This is a genomic window from Desulfofundulus australicus DSM 11792, assembly GCF_900129285.1.
GTDB classification, from domain to species: Bacteria; Bacillota; Desulfotomaculia; order Desulfotomaculales; family Desulfovirgulaceae; genus Desulfofundulus; species Desulfofundulus australicus.
This window is the reverse complement of the sequence record NZ_FQUW01000007.1, coordinates 44,938-68,724: the sequence shown is the minus strand read 5'-3', so window position 1 is coordinate 68,724 and position 23,787 is coordinate 44,938. Positions and strand designations below refer to the sequence as shown.

Sequence of the window (23,787 nt, the reverse complement as noted above, 5' to 3'; positions counted from 1 at the left end):
CTGGTAAACTACCCGGATATGAACGAGATTTAAGGCCACACTGATTTTAAGATTCTGGAGGGATAGGAATGTTTGATTGGTTGGCTGCCTTTGCAGGTGGAGGCCTGGCGGCTAAGGCAACTGCAGCAGTTACCACCACTGGAGTAGCGGTAAGCAATGCTGCCGGAAATACAGCTATACCCTGGTGGGTGTGGCCGTTACTCCTGTTTGTTACTACTTTTGTCCTGGGTATTGTGGCAGTTCTTGGAGGCGTGGGCGGCGGTGTCTTATTTGTACCTATTGTAGGTAGCTTTTTCCCCTTTAACCTGGACTTTGTGCGTGGGGCCGGGTTGCTGGTAGCTCTTGCCGGAGCCCTGGCGGCGGGACCGGGGCTGTTAAAACTCAACCTGGCCAATCTAAGGCTTGCCCTGCCGGTGGCCCTGATCGCCTCCACTTTCAGTGTGGTGGGAGCCTTTATTGGCCTGGCTTTGCCCAATAATGTGGTTCAGGCTGCCCTGGGCCTGACGATTGTACTTATTGCCATTTTATTCGTTATTTCGAAAAATACCGAGTTTCCCCAAGTGGGGAATAGCGATAGATTGGCCCGGTTTCTGAACCTGGGCGGTACTTATTATGAGCACTCTTCCGGAAAAACGGTGAACTGGTCGGTATGGCGAACACCGCAAGGTTTTCTCCTGTTTATTGCCATAGGTATTATGGCCGGTATGTTTGGTCTGGGTGCCGGATGGGCAAACGTTCCGGTGCTGAACCTGCTCATGGGTGCACCCCTGAAAGTAGCTGTAGGCACCAGTAAATTTCTCCTTTCCATTACTGATACTTCAGCAGCCTGGGTTTATTTGAACCAGGGAGCTGTATTGCCCGTTATAGCTGTACCTTCTGTCGTGGGTATTATGCTGGGTTCCTTTGTGGGGGTAAGGCTGCTGGCTAAAGCCAAACCTAAAGCCGTAAAATATCTGGTTATTATCCTGCTGCTGGCTTCCGGCTTGAGATCTTTACTTAAGGGTCTGGGAATCTGGAACTAGTCTTAAAAAACGGTATCTAAAAATTGAGGGAGGAGGGAGAAAAATGGCCAAACCGCAGGCAGAAATGCTGAAGAGCCATGCTCCGAAAGAAGCAGTGGTAAAAGCACCTGCCGTGCCCAAGGTGGAAGTAGCACCGGAACAGCTTGTTTATGCCAACGTACTTCTATATGGATCCTGGTTGGGTATTGCTCTTTTGCTCTTAACCAATGTTATTTATCTAACTGGTCTGGTCAGGCCGTATATTGAGCCGTCCATGCTTCCACAGTACTGGGGAATGAAGGCCAGTGAATTTGTCCAGGTAGCGCATATACCCACCGGATGGGGCTGGATAAGCATGCTCGGTTACAGCGATTTTCTGAATTTTATAGGTATGGCGCTTCTGGGCGCACTGACTATTATCGGGTACTTGATCCTGTTGCCGGCCTACTTATCTAAAAAGGATATGCCCTATACTTTTATAGTTCTCACCGAGATAGTGGTGCTGGTACTGGCGGCTTCAGGTATTCTTGCAGTGGGCGGGCACTGATAAAGAGCGGGAGAGCAGTTTTATGAATGCGGCCCTGGTGCCAGGTGTTCCAAGATCCGGGCAAGAGGGTCGTTTTCTTCTGGCCGATATGTAATTGATATCACAAGATCAATGAATGAAATATTTCACAAGACCATATATGCAGAGAACGGTGGGTATGCTCAGGGTGAGTACGGGCAGGAGAATTTGCCATTGATTAACCCGAGCATCCTTTTCCGCCCGTAAAGCCCGGGAAATTTCAATTGCTGCAAATGGGTGGCTCAGTTTTTTTTCCCAGTTGCCCGGAGGTAAAAATGCCGGGGGTACCACCGGATAACTGGAAGATGGAAACAAATAGATGAGATTTTTTCTCCGGTGGAAAGCAGGTTGTTTTTTCCGTTGCTGGCTGCTGTTAAAAATGACCCGTAACATACCTTCGCCCCCCTTTTTACGGATATATTTTATTTAACATATTAAAAATTTTTCTGAAAAGTATGGTTTAAAAACAGGTTGATCATGGTAGCCAGGGCCGGTCCCAGCATTAGCATGATGGTATAAGCTGGTGTCAATCCGGATGCCAGGCTGCCAAGCAGTATTATGGCGGAACTAAATCCCCAGCAGGCAAAAGTAATATTATTTTCCGGGTTTTGCTGTAATTTCCAATGGTGATGCCGGAATTGGATGTAGCCGACCAGGTAACCGCAGCAAAGATAGGTGATGGTAGCTCCTGACCCTGGAAAGGTGAACAGATCAGGAAGATAAATAAGCAGGGCAAATGCACCGGTCAAGTACAGGATAAAAGATGCGGTGGCGTGGGCCCGGCGGCGGGGCAAACCGGTTATGTACATCAAAAGTGGTTCCAGAAAGGTGCGGGTGTTTAAACCAAGCAATCCTGTACCAAGACCGAGAAGCGCACCTACCAGTCCCGTTCTACCTATGGTGAGATATCTGGGAAAGGCAAAACCGGGTACTGCAAGGGGATTTTTCTTAAGTAATGGGACTGACGGGAGGGTTTGGGATGCGTCCCTGGGAAGTGAATGGTGGTAGTACCACCAGTAACGCCCGCCCGCTATTAGTGCAGCGGTAAGGAGAATAATACTGTAGATAAAAAGGATAAACCCTTTACCCTGAAGCATTGTATCCAACCAGAGAAGAAGCTGTTTTCCCGTTAATATAAATGGAATGGTTACAGCGGATATGGTTATACCTGTTCGCTTAAGGGCCTGGCGGGTAATATCGGGCTGGTATATTAACTTGAGTTTTCCGGCTGCGTTGAGGAGAATACCGATGGCTACAGCTGCGGGTAAGGGGAAACCAATTATTATTAAGAGGGGAACGGTTAATAGCCGGTAGGCCGGTCCGCCGGCGCGCAATAAATATCCTCCGGCAATGCCGGTCAGGAAACAAAGAGCTGGATTCATGGAAAACCCTCCCCGGTTTCCTGGAAGCAGAAAAGTCACCGGGTTGTGTGCATGTGATAACTAGCACATATTTTTACGCTATAATACCATAAGTTAATTATTATTGCAACGGCTGGACAGGTGGAAAGCCCCATTTTTTATCGATAATTTTATTGGGCAGGAGTTTTAATGCAAAAACTGGCGTGACAAGAGCAAGAACGGGCCGGGTCCGGGCAACCGGGCAGGCTAAATGTGACATAAAGCACTATGCGCTGAAAAGCTGCCACCCCATCCCTTTTCCGGGTGGTTTTAAAATTTAAGAATTTACAATTTGCTTTGAACCGGGAATGAAGGAGTTAAACTTCTTGTATAGAACTTTTATTATTTAAATATTCCGGTAGGGATGCTTTGTTTGTTTCAAGGAGGGATTACAAACATGTATTCGTTATTACCCCCTTGCAGTGCCAGCTGTCCGGTCCATACTGATGTACCGGGTTATCTGGCGGCCATTGTTCGAGGAGATTATAAGAAAGCCGCAGGCTTAATCCGGGCCAACAATGTTTTTGCCTCGGTTTGCGGTTGGGTCTGCCCTCATCCCTGTGAAGAACATTGCCGGCGGGGACAGGTGGATGCCCCCCTTTCAATAAGGGCTTTGAAAAAGTTTGCCCTGGAAAAGGCCGGGAAAGAGGAGGTTCTTCCTGCCCCGGTTTTGGAATCCCTTCCTTACCGGGTGGCCATAGTAGGGGCTGGCCCGGCGGGATTGACTGCGGCCTGGGATCTGGCCAGGGCCGGGTATTCCGTGACGGTTTTTGAGCGCCAGCCGGAGGCCGGGGGGCATTTATATACTTCATTACCCACTTACCGTCTGCCCCGCCGGGTGGTGAGAGAAGATGTGGGCCGCATCATTGCTGCCGGTGTGGAAATTCGTACGGGTGTTGAAGTCGGGAAAGATGTTTCATTAAATGATCTGATCAAGGAATTCAATGCGTTAATCCTGGCTGCAGGTCTTTCTAAAAGCCGGAGCTTGAATTTGCCGGGATTTGATCACCCCGATGTACTGCTGGCTCTCCCTTTCCTGCAGGGTGTTAATATGGGCCGGCCGGTGAAAATTAGAAAACGGGTGATTGTCATCGGCGGCGGCGACGTGGCCATGGATGTAGCCCGTACTGCTTTGCGTTTGGGTGCCCGGGAGGTACGGGTGGTCTGCCTGGAGACCCGCGATATTATGCCCGCTCATCCCTGGGAAGTGCGCGAAGCCCTGGAAGAAGGGATTGAACTGCACCCCGGTTGGGGGCCCCTGGAGGCGGTGGTAGAGAACGGGTTGCTTAAGGGACTCCAGGTAAAAGGTGTTCTGTCGGTATTTGACGAACGCGGATGTTTTAACCCCTCTTTTGACGAAAGGAAAACATCATTTATTCCCGGGGAAATGATTATCCAGGCTATCGGCCAGTGCGCTGATCTATCGTTCCTGGCGGGTAGCCCTGTGGCAGTGGAAAACGGGCGGTTGGTGGTGAACCGTGATACCCTGGAAACCAGTGTGCCCGGGATATTTGCCTGCGGGGAATTGGCCTGCGGCCCCGGTGCGGCTATTGCTGCTGTGGCCAGCGGCCACCGTGCCGCAGCTGCCGTACGGGCTTACCTGGAAGGAACATCCCCTGCGGTCCATAATGTGGTAAGTATTGGTGATTTACCCGCAAGAATTCGCACCCGCCTGCCTTCTTTCCCGCGGGAAGAAGTACCTGTTCTTCCTGCAGAACAGCGCTGCTCTTCCTTTGTAGTACAGGAGTTGGAATTTCCCCGGGTCCAGGCCCTGCGGGAAGCAGAACGCTGCCTGCGTTGTGGTTTGGGGGCAGAGGTGATTAAAGAACGTTGTGCTGCCTGCCTGACCTGCCAGCGGGTTTGCCCCTACGGGGTGCCACTGGTGGAAGGGAGGGCAAGTATACCGGTTGAAGCTTGCCAGGGATGTGGTATCTGTGCAGCAGCCTGTCCGGCCGGGGCTATTGTAATCAAAGGGCTACCGGAGAAAGAGATGGCTTTGTCCTGGAATGAAGAGGTAAATCCTGAGCTTGATCCCCCACTGGCAGTTTTTGTCTGCCAGCGAGCATATTTTCAGGGGCTGGATTTGGAAGCTCTCTATTCTACCCCGGGATTGAGCCGGGCCCGCGTGGTAGCGCTGCCCACTGCCGGTGCTCTTGACCCCCTGTGGTTGCTGAAAGCCCTGGAGGCAGGGGCCTGGGGAGTGGCTGTAATCACCTGTGATGAAGACAGTTGCCGTCATAAAGGAGGGGCGGCCCGGGTTAAAAAGCAACTGGAGCGTTTCAGGAAGTTATTTGAGGAGATAGGGTACGATCCCTCCCGTTTACAATGGCATAGCCTGGGTGCAAGCGGGGATCCACTGGCCTGGCTCAGTGAATTTGCCCGGGATCTCGTGCGGGCAGGTAGATCCTGAATTCACTGCCTGCCCCCTCCTGGCTGCTAACCTCAATTCTACCGCCATGGTTTTCTATAATGCGGTAGGAGATGGTTAATCCCATGCCGGTTCCAGCGTTCTTGGTGGTGAAAAATGGTGTGCTGAGCCGGGATAAAATCTCATCGGACATGCCCAGTCCTGTATCCCTAACAACCACCAGCACTTCACTGGTACCGGCTGACCAGCGGGAAATAATGGTCAAGTTTCTCACCGGTTGCCTCTCCATGGCCTGCAGGGCATTGTGGATTAAATTCAGCAGCACCTGTTTAATCTGGTCCGGTTGTGCTTTGATGGATGGTAGTTCCGGGGCAAGATCCAGGATGAGCTTTACCTGAGCCAGGAGACACTGGCTTTCAACCAGGGGTAAAAGCTCATGGATCAGTAAATTCAGGTTAACCTCCTCCTCCCTGCGGGCAGGATGGGGGCGGGCCAGTACCAGAAAATCACTGATAATTTCGTTTGTTCGATTCACTTCCTGGATAATTACGTCCAGGAACTCTTTGTTTTTGGCGTCTTTCACCCGTTCACTGAGAATCTGGGCAAATCCTTTAATGGATGTAAGTGGGTTGCGCAGTTCATGGGCCATGCCGGCAGCCATCTGGCCAACCACAGCCAGCTTTTCCTGGTTGTTTTGCAATTCCTGCTGACGATGAATTTCTGTGACATCCTGGATAACGGTAACAGCGCCGCTTATCCGACCATGTCTGTCCCGGAGGACATCGGAACGGATCAGCAGATGGAAGTTTTTGTTGTTAATTTTATAGCATAATTCCAGGGGGCCTACTGCTTGCCCTTTTTGCAGGGCCACCATGGTTACCAGTTTATTTTTGTCCATATCCGGGAAAATATCCCAAATAAATTTACCCGTTAGATCTTCTTGTTCCTGTCCTGTGAGCCGTTTTATTTCCTGGTTGGCGATTTGTATTTTCCCGGTGGAGTCAACAACAATTACTCCACCCACCATTTGGTGCAGGATGGTATCAAAAATGAGTTTTAGTTGCTCATAATTAACCCGGACCTTAATATCCTGGAGATAAATAACTATGCCTTCTCTGATGTTTCCGGGTATGAGGGATTTTGCTTCCAGGACTGCGTGGATTGCGGCACCGTTTTTGCCGATAATTTCAACTTCCCGGTAAAGGGGGAGGGACAGGTTATCTTTTAAGTTATGAAGGCCGGTATTATTTTCTTTCAAAAGGGTTTTAAATAATTCCGTTAATTTTTTTCCCACCACTTCTTCAGCAGTATATCCTGTCATATTTTGCCACGCATCGTTGACGTAGCTTACATTTAACTTACCGTCTACAATCATTATTGCCAGGGGCGTGGTATCAAGTACGTTATAAATTTTCTGGCGTGCCCGGGATCTGGCACGGCCGGCAATAGCGGGGAGTTGAAACCGGTGCAGTTGGCGGCGTTTGTATCTGGTAAAAATAAGAACTATCGTTCCCAGGATTAATATGAAGTAACCCAGGGGAGTGATAAAATTCCTGGAAATGTCAAGTAAATCATGTCTGGATAAGGAAGAAATTAAAGAATAGATCAGATAAGATAAACCAATTAAAGGAATTGTTTTCAGGACCGGTAACCAGATGCGAGCAAACAACCTGTTTTCACCCTTTGCTCAACCTTTCAAAGAACTAATTTTTCAACGCATATTAACATTTTCCTGCCTTTGGTGTCAGACATTTCCTGATAATAATCGAGATTTTATTTTTCATCGTCCTATGGTATAAAAGAATATGGCCATCTTAATTAAGTAAACGGAGGTGGGATGTTGAACAGGACACAGAAACAGATCATTCGAGCTCTAATGGCCGGGCCCAGCTCATACTGGAGACTCATCAGGGAACAGGATGGACACCTGGCCAGTTTTACGCAGGAAATCAAAGATATGTTTCGCCGGGGCCTGATCAAATATCATAACGGGTATATTCATCTCACCCCGGAAGGAGAAATGGAGGGTCACAACCAGGGTCTGTCGCCTTTGCAACCGCTGACCTGCCCTGTATGTGCCGGAAAAACTGTCACCCTGCAGGGCAGCTTTTCCCGCATACTTAAAGAATTTGAGAAGATAGTCCGGCAGAGGCCGCCGGCCCGGGCTGAATTTGACCAGGGCTATGTGGATCCCGTGAGCACCGTAGCCCGGGTAGCTGTTATGTATCAGCGGGGCGATCTGGAAAATCAGGATATTTTGCTTATAGGAGATGATGATTTAACCAGCATTGCTATTGCGCTTACCGGTATGGCCAGGCGGATCACTGTTCTGGAGATTGATGAACGACTGGTTGAATTCATAGCTTTACAGGCCAGAGAAAAGGGCTGGACCAATCTTTCCGTTTACAGGTATGATGTGCGCGATCCACTCCCCCGGGAACTCGAGGGACAGTTTGATACATTTTTAATCGACCCGGTGGAAACCCTGCCGGGAATCCGGCTGTTTCTTTCCCGCTGTGCTCTCTCCCTGCGCGGCAGGGGTAGTGCCGGTTATTTTGGGTTAACTCACCTGGAGGCTTCCAGAGATAAGTGGCATGCTATACAAAGATTGATATTAAGTATGAATTTTGTGATTACCGATATCATCCACGATTTCCAGGAATACGAACTGGAAAGGGAAGGCTTTATCAATAAAAACTACCCGCTGGTTCAAAAATCCTTCGGTCCCTTACCGGTACCGGACATCAACTGGTATACTTCTAACTTTTTCCGCCTGGAAGCAATAGCCAGGCCTGATATACCCGAACAGGAAAATGTCCCGGCCGGGCGTGAATTATACTTTGATGACGAAGCTTACGCCACTCTTCCTTAGTATCCGCTACTTGCGCACTCAATCTTGCATGGGCGGTCGGTTTATGTTAGAATACATCCTGGTGTGAATTACACACGCCGCCAGACTTCTACAGGGGTGCCCGAAAGGGCTGTGTAGAAGAATGATGGCGGCGGAGGAATAAAACCAGCAGGGGAGGAGGTGTGAGGGTGGCTATCATTTCCATGAAACAGCTTCTGGAGGCGGGAGTTCATTTTGGACACCAGACCCGTCGGTGGAATCCCAAAATGGCTCCGTACATTTTTACGGACCGGAACGGGATTTACATTATTGATTTGCAAAAAACTGTGCGCAAAATAGAAGAGGCCTATAATTTTGTACGCAATCTGGCCGCCGAAGGGGGAACAATTCTCTTCGTAGGCACCAAAAAGCAGGCGCAGGAATCGGTAAAAGAGGAAGCTGAGCGCTGCGGCATGTTTTACGTTAACCAGCGCTGGCTGGGTGGGATGCTGACCAATTTCCAGACCATCCGCCGGCGCATCGAGCGCCTGCATGAGCTGGAGCGTATGGAAGCTGACGGGACGCTGGCCGTGCTGCCGAAAAAGGAAGTAGCCGAGCTCATGCATGAAAAAGAGAGATTGCAGAAGTTTCTCGGCGGCATTAAAAATATGCGCAAATTACCCGATGCTGTTTTTATCATTGACCCCCGTAAAGAGCGCATTGCAGTGGCTGAAGCCCGGAAGCTGAAAATACCCATTGTAGCCATTGTGGATACTAACTGTGATCCTGACGAAATTGATTATGTGATCCCGGGTAATGACGATGCCATCAGGGCAGTTCGCCTGCTTACCAGTAAAATTGCCGATGCTGTCCTGGAGGGGCGGCAGGGGGAACAGGTTGAGGCAGCAGCGCAATAAGGGTGGATTTTGGTGGGGGCCCCCGCAGGAGATCACTGCTTTTGGGGAACCCCTGCTTTTTTCTGAGGCCTCTTGTTTGATCTGCTTTTTTAATGGATATAATAACGAAGGAAAAACCTGGCATAATTAAAGGGGGGGTAATCAATGGCTGAAATCACAGCGGCCATGGTCAAAGAATTAAGAGAGCGCACAGGTGCGGGCATGATGGATTGTAAGAAGGCCCTTATGGAAGCCAATGGAGATCTGGAAAAAGCAGTAGACCTGTTGCGCGAGAAAGGTCTGGCTGCAGCGGCCAAAAAAGCCGGCCGTATTGCTGCCGAGGGCGTGGTGGATGCTTACATTCACGGAGGAGGACGTATTGGAGTTTTAGTTGAAGTGAACTGTGAAACCGACTTCGTGGCCAAGACTGATGAATTTAGACTTTTTGTACGTGATATTGCCCTGCAGGTGGCTGCAGCCCGGCCTGAATATGTAAGGCGCGAAGATGTACCTGAACACGTAATTGCCCGGGAAAAAGAAATCTTAAAGGCCCAGGCGGCCAATGAAGGAAAGCCGGAAAAAATAATCGATAAAATAGTACAGGGACGGCTGGAAAAATTCTTTAAAGAGGTATGCTTGCTGGAACAGCCTTTTATTAAAAATCCCGATATTACAGTGCAGGATTTGTTGAATGAGAAAATTGCTAAAATTGGTGAGAATATTGTTATTCGCCGTTTTACCCGTTATGAGCTGGGTGAAGGGCTGGCCAAACGGCAGGACGATTTTGCAGAACAGGTTGCGGCTATGGCCAGGAGTTGATATAGGATAAAATTCCCGTCCTGGCAAAAGGATTTTTCCTGACGCTGTAGAAGTAAAACTGGGTAAATTGGAGGTTCTGCCGGTGACTCAGGTACCCAGGTATAAACGTGTAGTTTTGAAACTCAGCGGTGAGGCTCTGGCCGGCAGCCAGGGTTATGGTATAGACCCCGATGTAGTCAAGTCCATTGCCAGGCAGATAGACGAGCTTGTGCGTATGGGTGTGCAGGTGGCGGTTGTAGTTGGCGGAGGGAATATCTGGCGCGGAGTGGCCGGCAGTGCCAAGGGGATGGACCGGGCTACCGCTGACTATATGGGTATGCTGGCCACAGTAATCAATTCCCTGGCCCTGCAGGATGCCCTGGAGAAGCAAGGGGTGAACACGCGGGTGCAAACGGCCATTGAAATGCGGGAAGTAGCCGAACCTTACATTCGCCGGCGGGCCATAAGGCACCTGGAAAAAGGACGAGTGGTTATCTTTGCGGCGGGGACCGGGAATCCTTACTTTTCCACCGATACCACCGCTGCTTTGCGGGCAGCTGAAATAGAAGCGGATGTCATTTTGATGGCCAAAAGGGTTAATGGGGTTTACGACTCTGACCCGCTTAAGAACCCCAATGCCCGGCGCTATGAACGGCTTACATATATTGAACTCCTTAATAAAGGGCTGGCCGTTATGGATTCTACAGCTACTTCCCTGTGCATGGATAACCGGATCCCCCTGGTGGTTTTTAACCTTAATCAGGAAGGAAATATTAAACGTGCGGTACTGGGTGAAAATGTAGGTACCTATGTCGGGGGTGAATATGGTGGTTAATGCCAGAATTGCCGAGGCAGAAAGCAATATGAAAAAAACCGTGGAGCTGGTAAAAAAGGAATTTGCATCCTTGAGGGCAGGTCGTGCCACCCCTGCCCTTCTGGATAAGATTATGGTATCTTATTACGGTACCCCTACCCCGATCAACCAGCTGGCCACTATATCTGTGCCCGAACCACGTCTTCTGGTGATTCAGCCCTGGGATAAAAGCGTTCTTCCGGAAATTGAACGGGCTATTTTAAAATCTGACCTGGGGATTACACCTGCCAGCGATGGAACTGTTATACGCCTGGCTATTCCCCAGCTAACCCAGGAGCGCAGGGCTGAACTGGTTAAGGTAGTCAAGAAGAAAGCAGAAGAGGGTCGGGTTGCCATTCGAAACATCCGGCGGGAAATTAATGATAAGGTAAAGCAGCTGCAAAAAAACGGTGAGATTTCCGAAGATGAACTGCGCCGTGCACAGGATGAGATTCAAAAGCTTACGGACAAGTACATTAAGGAAATTGATCAGCTTTTGAATTCCAAAGAACAGGAGATTATGCAGATATAAAGTCATGCCCAGGGAAGAGCAAATTCCGGATGTGCTGGCTCTTAAACTGGAAGAAGCTTTAGCCATATGTAACCAGATGGGATGGCAGGTTGAGGTGCAAACGACAGCTCCTCCCCGGGGGATTTCCGGGGGAACGGAAAGGGTTGTACGCTTTACAGTAACTGCGCCCGGTAAAGGTGTGTTGACTGTGGCGCGGGAAAAAACGGGGAAGGAGGTGTGATCATTGGCCTATCGTATAACCGAGGACTGCCAGGCTTGCGGAACCTGCCTTGAATCCTGCCCGAACGAAGCCATCATTGAAGGTGATATTTACAGGATCGACCCCGACAAATGCGAGAGCTGTGGTACCTGTATTGAGGCCTGTCCTACCGGAGCCATTATTGAAGAGTAATTAAGTTAACCCCCTCTTCCGGAGGGGGTTGTTTTAATAAGAATATTACATATAATTTATGGTAATGCCTTTCTTTATCTGTTTGAAGAGGGGGAGGGCCATTTGCTGCTGAAGAACCTGGTGCGTATTTGGCAACGCGGTGGAAATAAAAATTTAGAAGAAGAAAGACTTCTGGCGCAGCTGGATTTAAGTCGCCTGCCCCGTCATGTGGCTATTATTATGGATGGAAATGGACGCTGGGCGCAGAGAAGGGGATTGCCCAGAACTTACGGGCACCGTGCTGGAGTGGAGTCTTTGCGGGATACGGTACGCACCTGTGCCGAACTGGGCATTGGCTATCTTACCGTTTATGCTTTTTCAACGGAAAACTGGAAACGACCCAGGGATGAAGTGGATGTATTAATGGATTTGCTTGTAGAATACCTGCATAAAGAAATAGATGAACTCTGTGCCAACGACATTCGTCTTCACCCCATTGGACGCATTGAAGAGCTACCCTTAAGTGCGCAGGAAGCTCTAAAGATGGCCACCCACCGCACCAGGAATAACCGGAGAATGACCCTCAATCTGGCCTTGAACTATGGTGGACGGGTTGAACTGGTAGATGCCGTGCGATCCATTGTTAAAGAAGCGCTGGCTGGAAGAATAACTCCGGACCAGGTTGACGAATCAACCATTTCCGGTCACCTCTATACAGCCGGGCAGCCGGATCCCGACCTGTTAATCCGTCCTTCCGGTGATTACAGGATCAGTAATTTTTTACTCTGGCAGCTTTCTTACACCGAGTTTTGGATGACCAGTGTAATGTGGCCAGATTTCAGGCGGGTCCACCTTTTACAGGCCCTGGTGGATTTTCAACGGCGGGAAAGGCGTTTCGGCGGCCTGGTTAGAGGTGAACAAAAGTGCTCGGGCACAGAATCTTGAGTGCGCTGGTAGGTATCCCCCTCTTTATTGCTGCTGTATGGTATGGAAACCTGTTTCTCCTCGTTTTTACGGGGTTATTAATGGTACTGGCTGCCGTGGAAATAGTTGCCCTGTTTCAACGTATAAATTTGTATCCTCCCCACGGGCTGGCTATTTTAGGAAGCCTTTTCCTGCTGGGTAGTTCATATCTTTACAGGGATGCCGGCCTGGCGGGAGCAGTGGCGCTGGTATTATTTATTATCCTTATCTTTATGGTGTTTTTATATCCCGCTTTCTCCCCGGTGGAAGGTGCGGTTACCCTGCTGGCAATACTTTATACCGGGTTATTCGTTTATATTTATTTGCTCCGCTTGTTGCCTGACGGTTGGGTATGGTTGACCTTTACCCTGGTGGGCACCTGGTCCAGCGATACCGTAGCTTATTTTGCCGGGAAAAGCTGGGGCCGCCGTCAGCTGGCCCCGGCATTGAGCCCTGGTAAAACCGTGGAGGGGGCTTTGGGGAGCATTGTTGGCAGTATACTGGCAGCAGTAGCTTTTATCATCATTTATCCTTTTCTTCCCCGTGGTCTCTTGCTTCTTCTGGGTTTGTTGCTGGGGGTGGCGGCTATACTGGGGGATCTGGTTGAATCGGCCTTTAAGCGGCAGGCAGGAGTTAAGGATGCGGGGGATATAATTCCCGGTCACGGTGGCATCCTCGATCGTTTTGACAGTATGCTCTTCACTGCTCCACTGGTATACTACTATGTAGGGATGTTTATAATAAGCTGAGGTGACACGGGTGCCCAGGTCACTGCGGGTAGCCATTTTAATTACAACTGTTTTACTTGTTTATCTGGCCTGGAAATACGTTGTTCCAGAAATAATAGCTATTTTAAATTTCCTGTTAACGGCCTTTATTCCTTTTATTCTGGCGGTGGTTATAGCTGTACTCATCGAACCAGTGGTACGCTTTTTGCAACAAACCTGTCGTCTGAACCGCTCCTTATCTGTCGGCCTGTCCATGTTGATGGTTATTGGCGGGGCCGGGGCCCTGCTGGTCCTGCTGGTGTTGCGCCTGGCCACAGAGTTAGCCGAGCTTTCGGTACGCCTTCCCCAATATTTGGGGCCTTTGCAGGCGGAAATTGACCGGCTGGTGGAGAAAGGAAGGGTATTTTATTTCCACCTGCCGCCGCTGGTTACCGAGCGCGTGCAGGAAAACTTAGGTACCTTTACGGGCTGGCTTTCTCATGTGGCCGGTCTGCTGGCCACTTCACTACTCCACCTGGTCACTTCCCTGCCCAATGCGCTGGTGGCCATAATAGTGGCGCTTATAGCTACTTACTTTATAAGCCGGGATTACCGGTTGCTCATACAGTTCTGGCTTAAGATTTCCCCTGAACCCTGGGGCCAGCGGGTGGTGGAGGTAAGCCAGAGGGTTGTGGGAGCTTCCTTCGGTTATTTGCGTGCGCAGTCTTTTCTGGTAACCCTGACCACCGTGCAGAGCATTGTAGGACTTTATATAATTGGGGCGAAGTATTCTCTGACTGTTGGTTTACTGATTGGACTTTTTGATATTATCCCCGTACTGGGACCTGCTACCATTTACATACCCTGGGCTATCTGGTCCTTTCTTACCGGTCAATTTGCTTTTGGGGTCAAGCTTGTAGTGCTTTATCTTATGGTGTGGGGGGTAAGGGAAGTCCTGCAGGCCCGTGTTGTGGCGGCCAGTTTGGGTCTGCATCCACTGGCCGTTCTGGTGGCCATGTACGTGGGGCTTAAAACCATCGGGGTGGTGGGTCTGGTACTGGGCCCTCTGAGCCTTATTGCTTTGCAGGCTGCTGTAGGCACTATCAGGCCTTTAAATCACAAGTAGGAGACGGTTCACGTATGAAAAATATTGTTATTCTTGGAAGCACTGGTTCCATTGGTCGCCAGGCTCTGGACGTGGCCAGGCGTTACCCGGATAAAATTCGTGTGATTGGCCTGGCTGCCGGCAGCAACTGGTCTCTCATGGTTGAGCAGATCGGAGAATTTAAGCCCCGGGTGGTTGCCCTGGCCCGGGAAGAAGCTGCCCGGGAACTGGCCAGGCATCTTCCTCCAGGGGAGCGGCCTGAAATTTTTTGTGGTTCCGGGGGTTTGCTGGCTCTGGTAAATTCTATAGATGATGGGATGGTTTTAAATGCCCTGACGGGTACTGCGGGATTAAGACCCACCATGGCGGCTCTCGAAAAGGGCCTGGACGTAGCTCTGGCCAACAAGGAAACGCTGGTGGCTGCGGGTGAGCTGGTTATGAAGCTAGCCCGCAACAGAGGAGCCCGTATCCTGCCGGTGGATAGTGAACATTCGGCCATCTGGCAATGTCTTGCGGGTCAATCCTTAAAAAAAGTGGAGAAAATTATTCTTACGGCTTCAGGGGGCCCCTTTCGCATAGGACCTCCGGATCTTTCCAGGGTTACGGTAAGCGAGGCACTGGCGCACCCCAACTGGAAGATGGGTAAGAAAATAACCATCGATTCGGCCACCCTGATGAACAAAGGCCTGGAAGTGATGGAAGCTCACTGGCTTTTTGATATGGACTATGATCGGATTGAAGTGGTGATTCACCCCCAGAGCATAATCCATTCGATGGTAGAATTTGTAGATGGTTCGGTTATCGCCCAGATGGGCCTTCCAGACATGCGCCTGCCCATTCAATACGCCCTTTCTTACCCCGATCGCTGGCCCGGTGAGTTGCCACGGGTTAACTGGTTTGCTGTAGGTGAACTTACTTTTGAGCCCCCCGATACCGGGCGTTTTCCCTGCTTAACCCTGGCTTATTCCGCGGGCCGTGCTGGTGGAACCATGCCGGCAGTACTGAACGCAGCCAATGAAGTAGCCGTGGAGGCATTTTTATCCGGGGAAATTCCCTTTACCGGTATATACCGGGTTGTAGCCGGGGTTATGGATGAACATACGGTTATTTCCAGGCCCACCCTGGAGGAAATTCTGGCTGCCGATCAGTGGGCTCGCCGGGTGGCGCGGGAAAAAATAAGAAGGTGATGGTAGTGCAGACGTTTTGGGCGTCCATTCTTGTCTTCGGGTTGCTGATTATTTTTCACGAACTGGGCCATTTTATTGCTGCCAAGCGGGTGGGTATTAAGGTACACGAGTTTAGCGTAGGATTCGGCCCCAAACTTTTAAGTTTTCCCAGGGGAGAAACTGCCTATAACCTGCGTTTGTTTCCCCTGGGAGGTTTTGTCCGTATGGCCGGCATGGATCCGTCGGAAGAGGTGGAGGAAGAAGAAAGAAGTTACCAGAACAAAACCGTTGGCCAGCGGGCAGTCGTGATTGCTGCCGGCCCATTAATGAATTTTCTCCTGGCAGCTCTTTTGCTAATGATAATTTTTATGGTTCATGGCTTCCCTACGCCTACTACCACCATTGGCAAACTGGTTTCCGGCCAGCCTGCCGATAATGCCGGCTTAAAGCCAGGGGATAAAATCGTTGCCATCAACGATAAACCGGTGGAGCGCTGGGAAGATGTTACTGCCCTGGTCAACGCCCATCCCGGCCAGCCTATTACCGTGATTGTGTTGCGCAATGGGGAGGAAAAGAGATTTGAACTGGTAACAGCCGTTAATAACGAAGGAAAGGGAATGATCGGTATTTACCCTCGGCAGGAGATGCGCCAGCTGGGGCCCCTTGCAGCCCTGTACCGGGGTATGGAGTATACGGTGCGCCTCAGCGGGTTGATCCTTGAATTTATAGGCAGGATGATAATCGGGCAGGCTCCGGCAGAAATTGGTGGACCGGTACGCATCGTTCAGGAAATCCATACCGCTGTCCGGATGGGGTTCTTTTATCTCCTGCAGCTGGCAGCATTCTTAAGTATTAACCTGGGTCTGTTCAACCTCCTGCCCATCCCTGCCCTGGATGGCAGCAGGCTTATTTTCCTGGCCCTGGAAGGGTTGAGAGGGCGACCTGTAGATCCTGCCAAGGAAAATTTTGTCCACCTGGTAGGGTTTGGTCTGTTGTTGCTCCTGATTATGGTGATCACCTATAAAGATATCCTGGGATTGCTTTAATGGGGGGAGGTTAGTGCAGCGGAGATACAGCCGCCCTGTAATTCTTGGCAATGTGCAGGTAGGTGGAGGGGCACCTGTTACGGTACAGTCCATGACCAATACCGACACCCGTGATGTCCGGGCCACCCTGGACCAGATTCACAGGCTGGTGCGGGAAGGTTGTGAAATCGTAAGGGTGGCCGTCCCCGATTTGCAGGCGGCCCGGGCATTAAAAGAAATAAAGGCGGGTTGTCCGATTCCCCTGGTGGCCGATATTCATTTTGATTATCGACTGGCCCTGGCAGCCCTGGAAAGTGGTGCCGATGGCCTGCGGATTAACCCGGGTAATATCGGGGGACGGGAACGGGTGGCGGCTATAGTAAATGCTGCCCGGGGAAAAAAGGTTCCCATTCGTATAGGGGTTAATGCCGGTTCCCTGGAAAAAGACCTGCTTGCCCGGTATGGTGGGCCAACTCCCCGGGCCATGGTGGAGAGTGCGCTGCGCCATATTCGTTTGCTGGAAGAAATGGGGTACCGGGAAATTAAGGTTTCGTTAAAGGCGTCCCATGTGCCGGTGATGATTGAAGCCTACCGCTTGCTGGCCCGGCAGGTGGAATACCCCCTTCATGTTGGTGTAACCGAGGCAGGAACTGTGCGCTCGGGTACAATTAAATCTGCTGTTGGTATCGGTGCCCTGCTGGCAGAGGGAATTGGCGATACCATCAGGGTATCTCTAACCGGTGATCCGGTGGAGGAGGTGCGCGTGGGCTATGCTATTCTTAAGGCCCTGGGCTTGCGCCAGCGGGGAATTGATCTTATTTCCTGCCCTACCTGCGGGAGGACATGCATCGATCTCGAGCGTATTGCCCTGGAAGTGGAGGAACGCCTGTCCTGGGTGGACAAACCTCTCAAGGTTGCCGTTATGGGCTGTGCGGTAAATGGTCCCGGTGAGGCCAGCCACGCTGACGTGGGCATTGCCGGGGGTAGGGGATTCGGGTTGCTCTTCAGAGGAGGTCGTATTATCGGCCGTTTTCCTGAAAAAGACCTGGTAGATGCCCTGGTACGGGAAGTGGAAAAAATTTTGCAGGAAAAGAATTCTTCAGATTGAGGTACTGCCAGCTGTTTCTTTTCCCATTCCATATTCTGCTTGCTTGAGCACACTTTAGATTTGGCAAGGGGGAGCATTATAAAGTGCGTATCAGTCAACTGTTTTTACCGACCTTAAGGGAAGTACCGGCTGAGGCAGAGGTTATCAGTCACCAGCTATTGCTGCGAGCAGGCTTTATCCGTAAAGCAGCGGCCGGAGTATATACCTTTTTACCCCTGGCCTGGAGGGTGATCAGGAAGATAGAACAGATCATCCGGGAGGAAATGGATCGCCAGGGCGGGCAGGAAATAATGATGCCCATTATTCAACCGGCGGAGCTCTGGCAGGAGTCGGGCCGCTGGGATGTTTACGGTCCGGAACTTTTCCGTTTGAAAGACCGGCACGGGCGGGATTTCTGCCTCGGGCCGACCCATGAAGAAATTATAACGGCCCTGGTGCGGCAGGAAATCAGGTCTTACCGCCAGTTGCCCCAGTTGCTCTATCAGATTCAAAATAAGTATCGCGATGAACGACGCCCCCGTTTTGGCCTGCTACGAGGGCGGGAGTTCATCATGAAGGATCTTTATTCTTTTGACCGGGACGAAGCAGGCCTGGAAGTGAGCTATCAAAAAATGTATGAGGCGTATACCCGGGTATTTACCCGTTGTGGTTTGAAATTCCGCCCGGTGGAAGCCGATTCTGGTGCCATTGGCGGCAATGATACCCACGAATTTATGGTGCTGGCCGATTCCGGCGAGGCCCTGGTGGTTTTCTGTCCTGATGAGTCATGCGGGTATGCAGCCAACGTGGAACGGGCTACCTCGCCGGTACAGCGTGATACTGTTGAGGAAGAAACCTCTCAACCCCTTAAATTGGTTGATACTCCCGGCATGCACACGGTGGAGCAGGTTACCGCCTACCTGGGATTAAATGCGCGCCGCATTATAAAAACTATCCTCTACCAGACTGAAAAAGGGGTGGTGGCAGCGCTGGTGCGCGGTGACCGGGATGTTAATGAAGTTAAACTGCAAAAGGTTCTGGACGTGCTGCGCCTGGAACTGGCCGATGCTCCTACCGTGGAAAAGATCACCGGGGCGCGGGTGGGTTATGCCGGCCCGGTGGGGCTCCAAAATGTCCGGCTGGTGGCCGATGATGAAGTGATGTTGCTGGTCAATGCCGTTGCCGGTGCCAACCGGGACGATGCTCACCTGGTCAATGTAAATCCAGGACGTGACTTTGTCCCTCACATGGTGGCGGATATTCGTGTGGTGCGGGCCGGGGATCCCTGCCCCAAATGCGGCGCCCTTCTTCGGGAAACCCGCGGTATTGAAGTGGGCCAGATTTTTAAGCTGGGGGATAAATACAGCCGCGCTTTGGGAGCCACCTATCTGGATGAACGGGGCCAGAGCAGGCCCATGATCATGGGGTGTTACGGTATTGGTGTGACGAGAACCATGGCTGCAGCCGTGGAGCAAAACCATGATGAGGATGGGATTATCTGGCCGGTTTCCATTGCTCCATTTCACGTTGTGGTCATACCGGTTAATCACAAAGATGAACAGCAGATGAACCTGGCCGAGGAGATTTATCAGGAGTTGCAGGCAGGCGGGGTGGAAGTGGTGCTGGACGATCGTGCTGAGCGGGCAGGAGTAAAGTTTAAAGACGCGGATCTGGTGGGGTATCCCATGCGCATTACTGTAGGGAACCAGGCGGTACAGACGGGAGAACTGGAATTGCGCTACCGGGCCACCAGGGAAATGCAGCTGGTGTCCCGGGAACAGATTGCCGGGCATATCCGGGAGTATATTGACCGTGCTGTGAGGGTATTGTGATGTTATTGTGAGGGGATAATTATGCCTGCTCTTAAACGGGTGGTCATTTTATCGGTTATGGCGGGTACGGGCCATATGCGGGCGGCCTGTGCCCTGCGGGAGGCCATTAGGGAAAGCAATCCGGCGGCAGAAGTAATTGTTCTGGATACTTTCCGGTATACCGCCCCTTTTTTAGAAAAAGTAGTTCTGGGTACTTATATGGAGATGCTTAAGATTACACCGGTGGTTTACGGCTACCTGTACCGCCGGGCGGAAAAAAGTCAGCCCTTTTCGGTATTTGCCAAACAGGAATTCAACCGTATCTTAAACAGATTGACCGCCCCCAAGCTGGTTAAATTTTTAAATCAGGCTCGCCCCCAGCTGGTTGTCTGTACCCATCCTTTCCCGGTTGGTATTCTGGACCGGTTGAAAAGCCAGGGCCTTTTACGTGTACCGGTGGTGGCCACCATTACTGATTTTACTATCCATTCCTTCTGGATTTTCCCCGGGGTGGATGCTTATCTGGTAGCCTGTGAAGACTTAAAAGGCCCGGTGGCCGAGTTTGGCTTTCCCCTGGAGAAAGTGTTTGCCACAGGAATTCCCATAGATCCTGCATTTGCCCGGCCGGTGGATCGCCTGAGTATTCAAAAGAAACTTGAGCTGAACCCTTTTCTCCCTACCATACTGGTTATGGGAGGCGGCCTGGGGTTGGGTCCACTGGCCGAGGTGGTGCAATACCTGGGTAACGGTTCCATGCCCTGCCAGCTGCTGGTGGTTGCCGGGCATAATGAGCAACTGCGCAAACGACTGATGCAGGTGGCCGGGTCCTGCTGTCACCCCATCAGAATTTTTGGGTTCGTCGATAATATTCACGAGCTTATGTCTGTAGCTCATATCATGGTGGGTAAGGCAGGCGGGCTGAGCTGTGCGGAAGCTCTGGCCAAAGGTTTGCCCATATGTATTGTGGATCCCCTGCCCGGTCAAGAGGAACGTAATACGGAATTTTTATGTCAGGCTGGTGTTGCGGTAAAAGTAGACAGGGTTCAGGATGTAGCCCCGCAGATCCAGTCCTGTCTGTCAGATACCCGACGCCTTCAGGCCATGTCTTCAGCGGCTGCCCGTTTGGGTAAACCTTGTGCGGCGCGGGAGGCTGTGGAACTGATGAGTAGGATTTTAGAGCAGGAAATCCCGGCTGCAGCGCGGGAATAGGGGCGAGGGGGATATTAGTGCTAACGGAGAAGGAGATTATCCTGCGGTTGGTGCTGGCAGTGGTTCTGGGTGGGATGATCGGCCTGGAACGGGAAAGGCTTTATGTCTCCATCCGTACCTATTCAGCGGGTTTTCGCACTCATATTCTGGTCTGTGTGGGTGCGGCCCTGGCCATGGTTGTTTCGGAGGGCCTCCATTACCAGTTCAGGGGTGATGCAGCCCGGGTGGCGGCCCAGGTGGTTAGTGGAATTGGTTTTCTTGGTGCGGGAGCCATTTTAAGGGAAGGTCCCCTGGTACGCGGCCTTACCACTGCTGCCAGTTTGTGGGTGGTGGCCTGCGTGGGTCTGGCAGCGGGGGGAGGGTTTTACCTGGCGGCCACTCTGGGTACCGTTCTGGTTCTGTTTGCCCTGGTTATCCTGGGGGCAATAGAAGATTACGTACGTAAAAGACAGCAGGAAGATGTATTAAATCTGGTGGTGGCCAGTGCTCCGGAAGACATTCAGAGGGTAGGAACCCTGCTCGGGGAATTTGGTTTGATAGTTAAAAATATTGAAGTGGAAAAGATGGGTGATGGAGAGCGCCACCTGTTAAAAATTACCGTTCAGTTTCGCCCGCATGTGAACCGTGTATTGATTTTAAACAAGCTGGCCTCCTTGCCCGGTGTTTACCGGGTCGAACACCGGCATAATTAAGGACCTTGCCAGTAACCGCTTTATGTGGTATACTATCATTTGGTTTATGTCAGCTGCCTTTTGTCAGGAACAGGAGTGGGTAATACCCACTCTTTCGTCTTATAATACAGGTACAGCAAGTAAAACGCCAGTATATGATTCCTTTAAAGATTTGAGAGGGAGGATGCGGCCGTGACTAAAAATAAGGTCGTGGCGACGGTGGAGGAGCTGGCTACCCCCCTGGTAAACAGCCTGGGGTTGGAGCTGGTGGATGTGGAATATGTAAAGGAGGGAAGACGCTGGTACCTGCGCATTTTTATTGATAAGCCCGGAGGAGTAACTCTTGATGACTGCCAGGCGGTATCAGAGGCCCTGGATCCCATCTTAGACGAAGTTGATCCCATACCCCATTCCTATCATCTGGAAGTGTCTTCCCCCGGCATTGAACGGCCTTTGAAGAAGCCTGCCGATTTTGAACGCTTCTCAGGGTGCAGGGTTCAGCTTACTACCTTTACTCCACAGGATGGGCAGCGAAAATTTACCGGTCGCCTGGAGGGCTTACAAAACCAGATGGTAGTGCTTACCCTGGATGATGGGCAGGAGCGGCGCATCCCCTTTTCAGAAGTGGCAACTGCAAGGTTGAAGGCAAGCTGGCTCTAGGAGGCAGGCGAAAAATGAATACCGAGATTTTAGCAGCTGTTAAGGAACTGGAAAAAGAAAAAGGTATTTCGGCTGAAATCCTTTTTGAGGCCCTTGAGGCGGCTCTGCTTTCTGCATACCGGCGCAATTTCGGCTCCCTGCAAAATGCCCGGGTGGTTATTGATCGCCAGACCGGTGACTTCAAAGTATACTCCCAGCGTACGGTGGTAGAGGAAGTGACGGATCCGCGGCTGGAAATTTCCCTTGAGGAGGCCCGGAAGATCGACCCCCGCTACCAGGTGGGGGATGTCATTGAAAGTGAGGTCACTCCGAGAAACTTCGGAAGAATCGCTGCCCAGACGGCCAAACAGGTAGTGGTACAGCGTATCCGGGAGGCGGAACGTAATATAGTTTATGAGGAATTTGCCAGCCGGGAAGGTGATATCGTTACAGGTATTATCCAGCGCGTGGAGCAGAGGAACGTTTACATTAGTCTGGGCCGGACAGAAGCGATTTTGGCTCCTCCAGAGCAGATGCCCGGGGAAATGTATCGCCCCGGCAACAGGATTAAGACCTATGTCATGGAAGTGCGCAAGACCACCAAGGGTCCGCAGATACTGGTTTCCCGTACCCACCCGGGCCTTTTAAAAAGGCTTCTCGAGCTGGAAATACCCGAGTTCCAGGAAGGTTTGGTGGAATTGAAGGCCATTGCCCGGGAAGCAGGTTACCGGTCCAAAATTGCCGTTTATTCCAGGGAAGAAAAACTTGATCCCGTTGGTGCGTGCGTGGGACCGAAGGGGGCACGCATCCAGGCTATTGTCAATGAGTTAAACGGGGAAAAAATTGATGTAATTAAATGGAACCCCGATCCTTCCAAGTTTGTGGCCGCAGCATTGAGCCCGGCCAAGGTAATAGCGGTAGAGATCTGGGAAGAAGAAAAAATCGCCCGGGTAATTGTGCCGGATTACCAGCTGTCCCTGGCCATTGGAAGAGAGGGTCAAAATGCCCGCCTGGCAGCCAAACTCACTGGATGGAAGATAGATATAAAAAGCGAATCCCAGATGCAGGAGATATATGCCCAGGAATACAGGGAGTACTATGGTGATGACAGCGCATTGTAAATTCCGGGCAGAAGGAAGGTGGTCCGTTTGCCCAGGGTAAAAAAGGTACCTCTGCGTATGTGTGTGGGTTGCCAGGAAATGAAGCCCAAAAAGGAGTTGATCCGGGTTGTACGTACACCCCAGGATACCATTGAAATTGATCCCACGGGCAAGCGTTCCGGACGCGGAGCTTACCTTTGCCCCAGGTTAGAGTGCTTACAGAAAGCCATAAAAGGTAAGAGACTGGAGAAGGCCCTGCAACGCTCTGTGGCTCCGGAAATCATCCAGTCCCTGGTTGAGGGATTGCAAAAATGATGCTGGACAGGGGAGCAGAACAGATGCTTTATCTGGCCCGGCGTGCAGGGTGCATCGTTGGGGGAGATAGGGCTGTGCGATGGGCTATCCGGCGGGGTAGCGCAAGGCTGGTACTCCTGGCTACAAATGCTTCCATGCGTACCAGGAAAAACTTTTTGTTTTTGGCCCGTTCCATGGGGGTTCCTGTAATCATCTGGAATCTGAAGGAAGAGCTGGGACGCATCATGAATCGCGCTACCTGTGCCGTTATGGCCATTACTGATGAAAATTTTTCCCGGGGTATTTTACAACATTTGGAAAGGAGAGATAGTGGCTAGTCGTTGGTTGTTGGTTGTTGGTGGTTGGTGGCAGCTAACAGCTACAACTAACGACTGAT

General features: G+C 51.1%; 26 protein-coding genes. 23 read left to right on the top strand and 3 right to left on the bottom strand.

The genetic code is table 11. From position 1 onward, the window contains the following. Window positions 1-68 precede the first annotated feature (68 nt). Both BUB44_RS02775 and BUB44_RS02770 read left to right on the top strand, forming a co-directional pair. On the top strand, window positions 69-1,022 hold the full coding sequence (locus BUB44_RS02775; RefSeq protein ID WP_073163021.1) for a sulfite exporter TauE/SafE family protein: 954 nt from the start codon (window positions 69-71) through the stop codon (window positions 1,020-1,022). A 43-nt stretch (window positions 1,023-1,065) separates the two neighbouring features. Continuing rightward, window positions 1,066-1,548 carry a DUF1634 domain-containing protein gene (locus tag BUB44_RS02770; RefSeq protein ID WP_083543048.1) on the top strand — a complete coding sequence of 161 codons (483 nt, stop codon included), beginning with the start codon at window positions 1,066-1,068 and terminating at the stop codon, window positions 1,546-1,548. Between the two features lie 108 nt (window positions 1,549-1,656). Here BUB44_RS02770 and BUB44_RS02765 read toward each other — a convergent pair whose 3' ends face one another. Beyond that, complete coding sequence (locus BUB44_RS02765) at window positions 1,657-1,959, bottom strand: hypothetical protein (protein ID WP_073163019.1); 303 nt, start codon at window positions 1,957-1,959, stop codon at window positions 1,657-1,659. Window positions 1,960-2,000: 41 nt separating this feature from the next. Further along, window positions 2,001-2,948, bottom strand: a complete 948-nt coding sequence (locus BUB44_RS02760; RefSeq protein WP_073163017.1) for a TSUP family transporter — start codon at window positions 2,946-2,948, stop codon at window positions 2,001-2,003. 415 nt (window positions 2,949-3,363) lie between these two features. On the opposite strand from BUB44_RS02760, the gene BUB44_RS02755 reads away from it, so the two are divergent. Then, the gene (locus BUB44_RS02755) at window positions 3,364-5,376 is read left to right on the top strand and encodes an FAD-dependent oxidoreductase (protein ID WP_073163016.1); all 2,013 of its coding nucleotides are present in this window, start codon (window positions 3,364-3,366) and stop codon (window positions 5,374-5,376) included. Here BUB44_RS02755 and BUB44_RS02750 read toward each other — a convergent pair. Then, window positions 5,333-7,003, bottom strand: coding sequence for a PAS domain-containing sensor histidine kinase (locus tag BUB44_RS02750; protein WP_073163014.1), 1,671 nt, complete (start codon window positions 7,001-7,003; stop codon window positions 5,333-5,335). The genes BUB44_RS02755 and BUB44_RS02750 overlap by 44 nt on opposite strands. Before the next feature lie 171 nt (window positions 7,004-7,174). Between BUB44_RS02750 and BUB44_RS02745 the strand changes: the two genes are divergently transcribed. From BUB44_RS02745 to BUB44_RS02650, 20 genes are all read left to right on the top strand, one after another. After that, a complete protein-coding gene (locus BUB44_RS02745; RefSeq protein WP_165610991.1) occupies window positions 7,175-8,206 on the top strand; it encodes a bis-aminopropyl spermidine synthase family protein in 1,032 nt (343 codons plus the stop codon). 167 nt (window positions 8,207-8,373) lie between these two features. Further along, the gene (rpsB, locus tag BUB44_RS02740; protein ID WP_027355466.1) at window positions 8,374-9,081 is read left to right on the top strand and encodes a 30S ribosomal protein S2; all 708 of its coding nucleotides are present in this window, start codon (window positions 8,374-8,376) and stop codon (window positions 9,079-9,081) included. A 144-nt stretch (window positions 9,082-9,225) separates the two neighbouring features. Continuing rightward, window positions 9,226-9,879, top strand: coding sequence for a translation elongation factor Ts (tsf, locus tag BUB44_RS02735; protein ID WP_027355465.1), 654 nt, complete (start codon window positions 9,226-9,228; stop codon window positions 9,877-9,879). A gap of 82 nt (window positions 9,880-9,961) precedes the next feature. After that, window positions 9,962-10,693 (top strand): UMP kinase, encoded by a 732-nt coding sequence (pyrH, locus tag BUB44_RS02730; RefSeq protein WP_027355464.1) that lies wholly within the window; start codon window positions 9,962-9,964, stop codon window positions 10,691-10,693. Beyond that, on the top strand, window positions 10,683-11,243 hold the full coding sequence (gene frr / locus BUB44_RS02725) for a ribosome recycling factor (protein ID WP_207545611.1): 561 nt from the start codon (window positions 10,683-10,685) through the stop codon (window positions 11,241-11,243). The genes pyrH and frr overlap by 11 nt, the downstream gene beginning before the upstream one ends. 4 nt (window positions 11,244-11,247) lie before the next feature. Then, entirely contained in the window at window positions 11,248-11,463 is a 216-nt protein-coding gene (locus BUB44_RS02720; RefSeq protein ID WP_027355462.1) for a hypothetical protein, read from the top strand. 3 nt (window positions 11,464-11,466) lie between these two features. Beyond that, a complete protein-coding gene (locus BUB44_RS02715; RefSeq protein WP_027355461.1) occupies window positions 11,467-11,634 on the top strand; it encodes a DUF362 domain-containing protein in 168 nt (55 codons plus the stop codon). A gap of 105 nt (window positions 11,635-11,739) precedes the next feature. Beyond that, complete coding sequence (locus tag BUB44_RS02710) at window positions 11,740-12,558, top strand: isoprenyl transferase (RefSeq protein ID WP_083543056.1); 819 nt, start codon at window positions 11,740-11,742, stop codon at window positions 12,556-12,558. Beyond that, window positions 12,537-13,325: a phosphatidate cytidylyltransferase gene (locus BUB44_RS02705; RefSeq protein ID WP_073163010.1), complete on the top strand. Its 789-nt coding sequence runs from the start codon at window positions 12,537-12,539 to the stop codon at window positions 13,323-13,325. Before BUB44_RS02710 ends, BUB44_RS02705 begins: the two co-directional genes overlap by 22 nt. A gap of 10 nt (window positions 13,326-13,335) precedes the next feature. After that, window positions 13,336-14,409, top strand: a complete 1,074-nt coding sequence (gene ytvI / locus BUB44_RS02700; RefSeq protein ID WP_073163009.1) for a sporulation integral membrane protein YtvI — start codon at window positions 13,336-13,338, stop codon at window positions 14,407-14,409. A gap of 14 nt (window positions 14,410-14,423) precedes the next feature. Further along, the gene (locus BUB44_RS02695; protein ID WP_073163007.1) at window positions 14,424-15,575 is read left to right on the top strand and encodes a 1-deoxy-D-xylulose-5-phosphate reductoisomerase; all 1,152 of its coding nucleotides are present in this window, start codon (window positions 14,424-14,426) and stop codon (window positions 15,573-15,575) included. A gap of 5 nt (window positions 15,576-15,580) precedes the next feature. Then, a complete protein-coding gene (rseP, locus tag BUB44_RS02690) occupies window positions 15,581-16,600 on the top strand; it encodes an RIP metalloprotease RseP (protein WP_073163148.1) in 1,020 nt (339 codons plus the stop codon). Window positions 16,601-16,613: 13 nt separating this feature from the next. Beyond that, the gene (ispG, locus tag BUB44_RS02685; RefSeq protein ID WP_073163005.1) at window positions 16,614-17,687 is read left to right on the top strand and encodes a flavodoxin-dependent (E)-4-hydroxy-3-methylbut-2-enyl-diphosphate synthase; all 1,074 of its coding nucleotides are present in this window, start codon (window positions 16,614-16,616) and stop codon (window positions 17,685-17,687) included. Window positions 17,688-17,770: 83 nt separating this feature from the next. Then, entirely contained in the window at window positions 17,771-19,498 is a 1,728-nt protein-coding gene (locus BUB44_RS02680) for a proline--tRNA ligase (protein WP_073163004.1), read from the top strand. A 21-nt stretch (window positions 19,499-19,519) separates the two neighbouring features. Continuing rightward, window positions 19,520-20,686, top strand: a complete 1,167-nt coding sequence (locus BUB44_RS02675; RefSeq protein WP_073163002.1) for an MGDG synthase family glycosyltransferase — start codon at window positions 19,520-19,522, stop codon at window positions 20,684-20,686. Window positions 20,687-20,703: 17 nt separating this feature from the next. Beyond that, window positions 20,704-21,378: an MgtC/SapB family protein gene (locus BUB44_RS02670; RefSeq protein WP_027355452.1), complete on the top strand. Its 675-nt coding sequence runs from the start codon at window positions 20,704-20,706 to the stop codon at window positions 21,376-21,378. A 171-nt stretch (window positions 21,379-21,549) separates the two neighbouring features. Then, the gene (rimP, locus tag BUB44_RS02665; RefSeq protein ID WP_027355451.1) at window positions 21,550-22,017 is read left to right on the top strand and encodes a ribosome maturation factor RimP; all 468 of its coding nucleotides are present in this window, start codon (window positions 21,550-21,552) and stop codon (window positions 22,015-22,017) included. A gap of 14 nt (window positions 22,018-22,031) precedes the next feature. Next, on the top strand, window positions 22,032-23,117 hold the full coding sequence (gene nusA / locus BUB44_RS02660) for a transcription termination factor NusA (protein WP_073163000.1): 1,086 nt from the start codon (window positions 22,032-22,034) through the stop codon (window positions 23,115-23,117). A gap of 27 nt (window positions 23,118-23,144) precedes the next feature. After that, window positions 23,145-23,411: an RNase P modulator RnpM gene (gene rnpM / locus BUB44_RS02655; RefSeq protein ID WP_027355449.1), complete on the top strand. Its 267-nt coding sequence runs from the start codon at window positions 23,145-23,147 to the stop codon at window positions 23,409-23,411. Continuing rightward, entirely contained in the window at window positions 23,408-23,728 is a 321-nt protein-coding gene (locus BUB44_RS02650; protein ID WP_027355448.1) for a L7Ae/L30e/S12e/Gadd45 family ribosomal protein, read from the top strand. The genes rnpM and BUB44_RS02650 overlap by 4 nt, the downstream gene beginning before the upstream one ends. Window positions 23,729-23,787: the final 59 nt, after the last annotated feature.

Excerpts from the sequence above, each read along its gene's own strand:
- BUB44_RS02720 (WP_027355462.1), top strand. The coding sequence starts at position 11,248 with ATGCCCAGGGAAGAGCAAATTCCGGATGTGCTGGCTCTTAAACTGGAA.
- BUB44_RS02695 (WP_073163007.1), top strand. The coding sequence starts at position 14,424 with ATGAAAAATATTGTTATTCTTGGAAGCACTGGTTCCATTGGTCGCCAG.
- BUB44_RS02650 (WP_027355448.1), top strand. The coding sequence starts at position 23,408 with ATGATGCTGGACAGGGGAGCAGAACAGATGCTTTATCTGGCCCGGCGT.
- tsf (WP_027355465.1), top strand. The coding sequence starts at position 9,226 with ATGGCTGAAATCACAGCGGCCATGGTCAAAGAATTAAGAGAGCGCACA.
- BUB44_RS02765 (WP_073163019.1), bottom strand. The coding sequence starts at position 1,959 with ATGTTACGGGTCATTTTTAACAGCAGCCAGCAACGGAAAAAACAACCT.
- frr (WP_207545611.1), top strand. The coding sequence starts at position 10,683 with ATGGTGGTTAATGCCAGAATTGCCGAGGCAGAAAGCAATATGAAAAAA.
- BUB44_RS02675 (WP_073163002.1), top strand. The coding sequence starts at position 19,520 with ATGCCTGCTCTTAAACGGGTGGTCATTTTATCGGTTATGGCGGGTACG.
- BUB44_RS02770 (WP_083543048.1), top strand. The coding sequence starts at position 1,066 with ATGGCCAAACCGCAGGCAGAAATGCTGAAGAGCCATGCTCCGAAAGAA.
- BUB44_RS02755 (WP_073163016.1), top strand. The coding sequence starts at position 3,364 with ATGTATTCGTTATTACCCCCTTGCAGTGCCAGCTGTCCGGTCCATACT.
- nusA (WP_073163000.1), top strand. The coding sequence starts at position 22,032 with ATGAATACCGAGATTTTAGCAGCTGTTAAGGAACTGGAAAAAGAAAAA.
- BUB44_RS02775 (WP_073163021.1), top strand. The coding sequence starts at position 69 with ATGTTTGATTGGTTGGCTGCCTTTGCAGGTGGAGGCCTGGCGGCTAAG.
- BUB44_RS02760 (WP_073163017.1), bottom strand. The coding sequence starts at position 2,948 with ATGAATCCAGCTCTTTGTTTCCTGACCGGCATTGCCGGAGGATATTTA.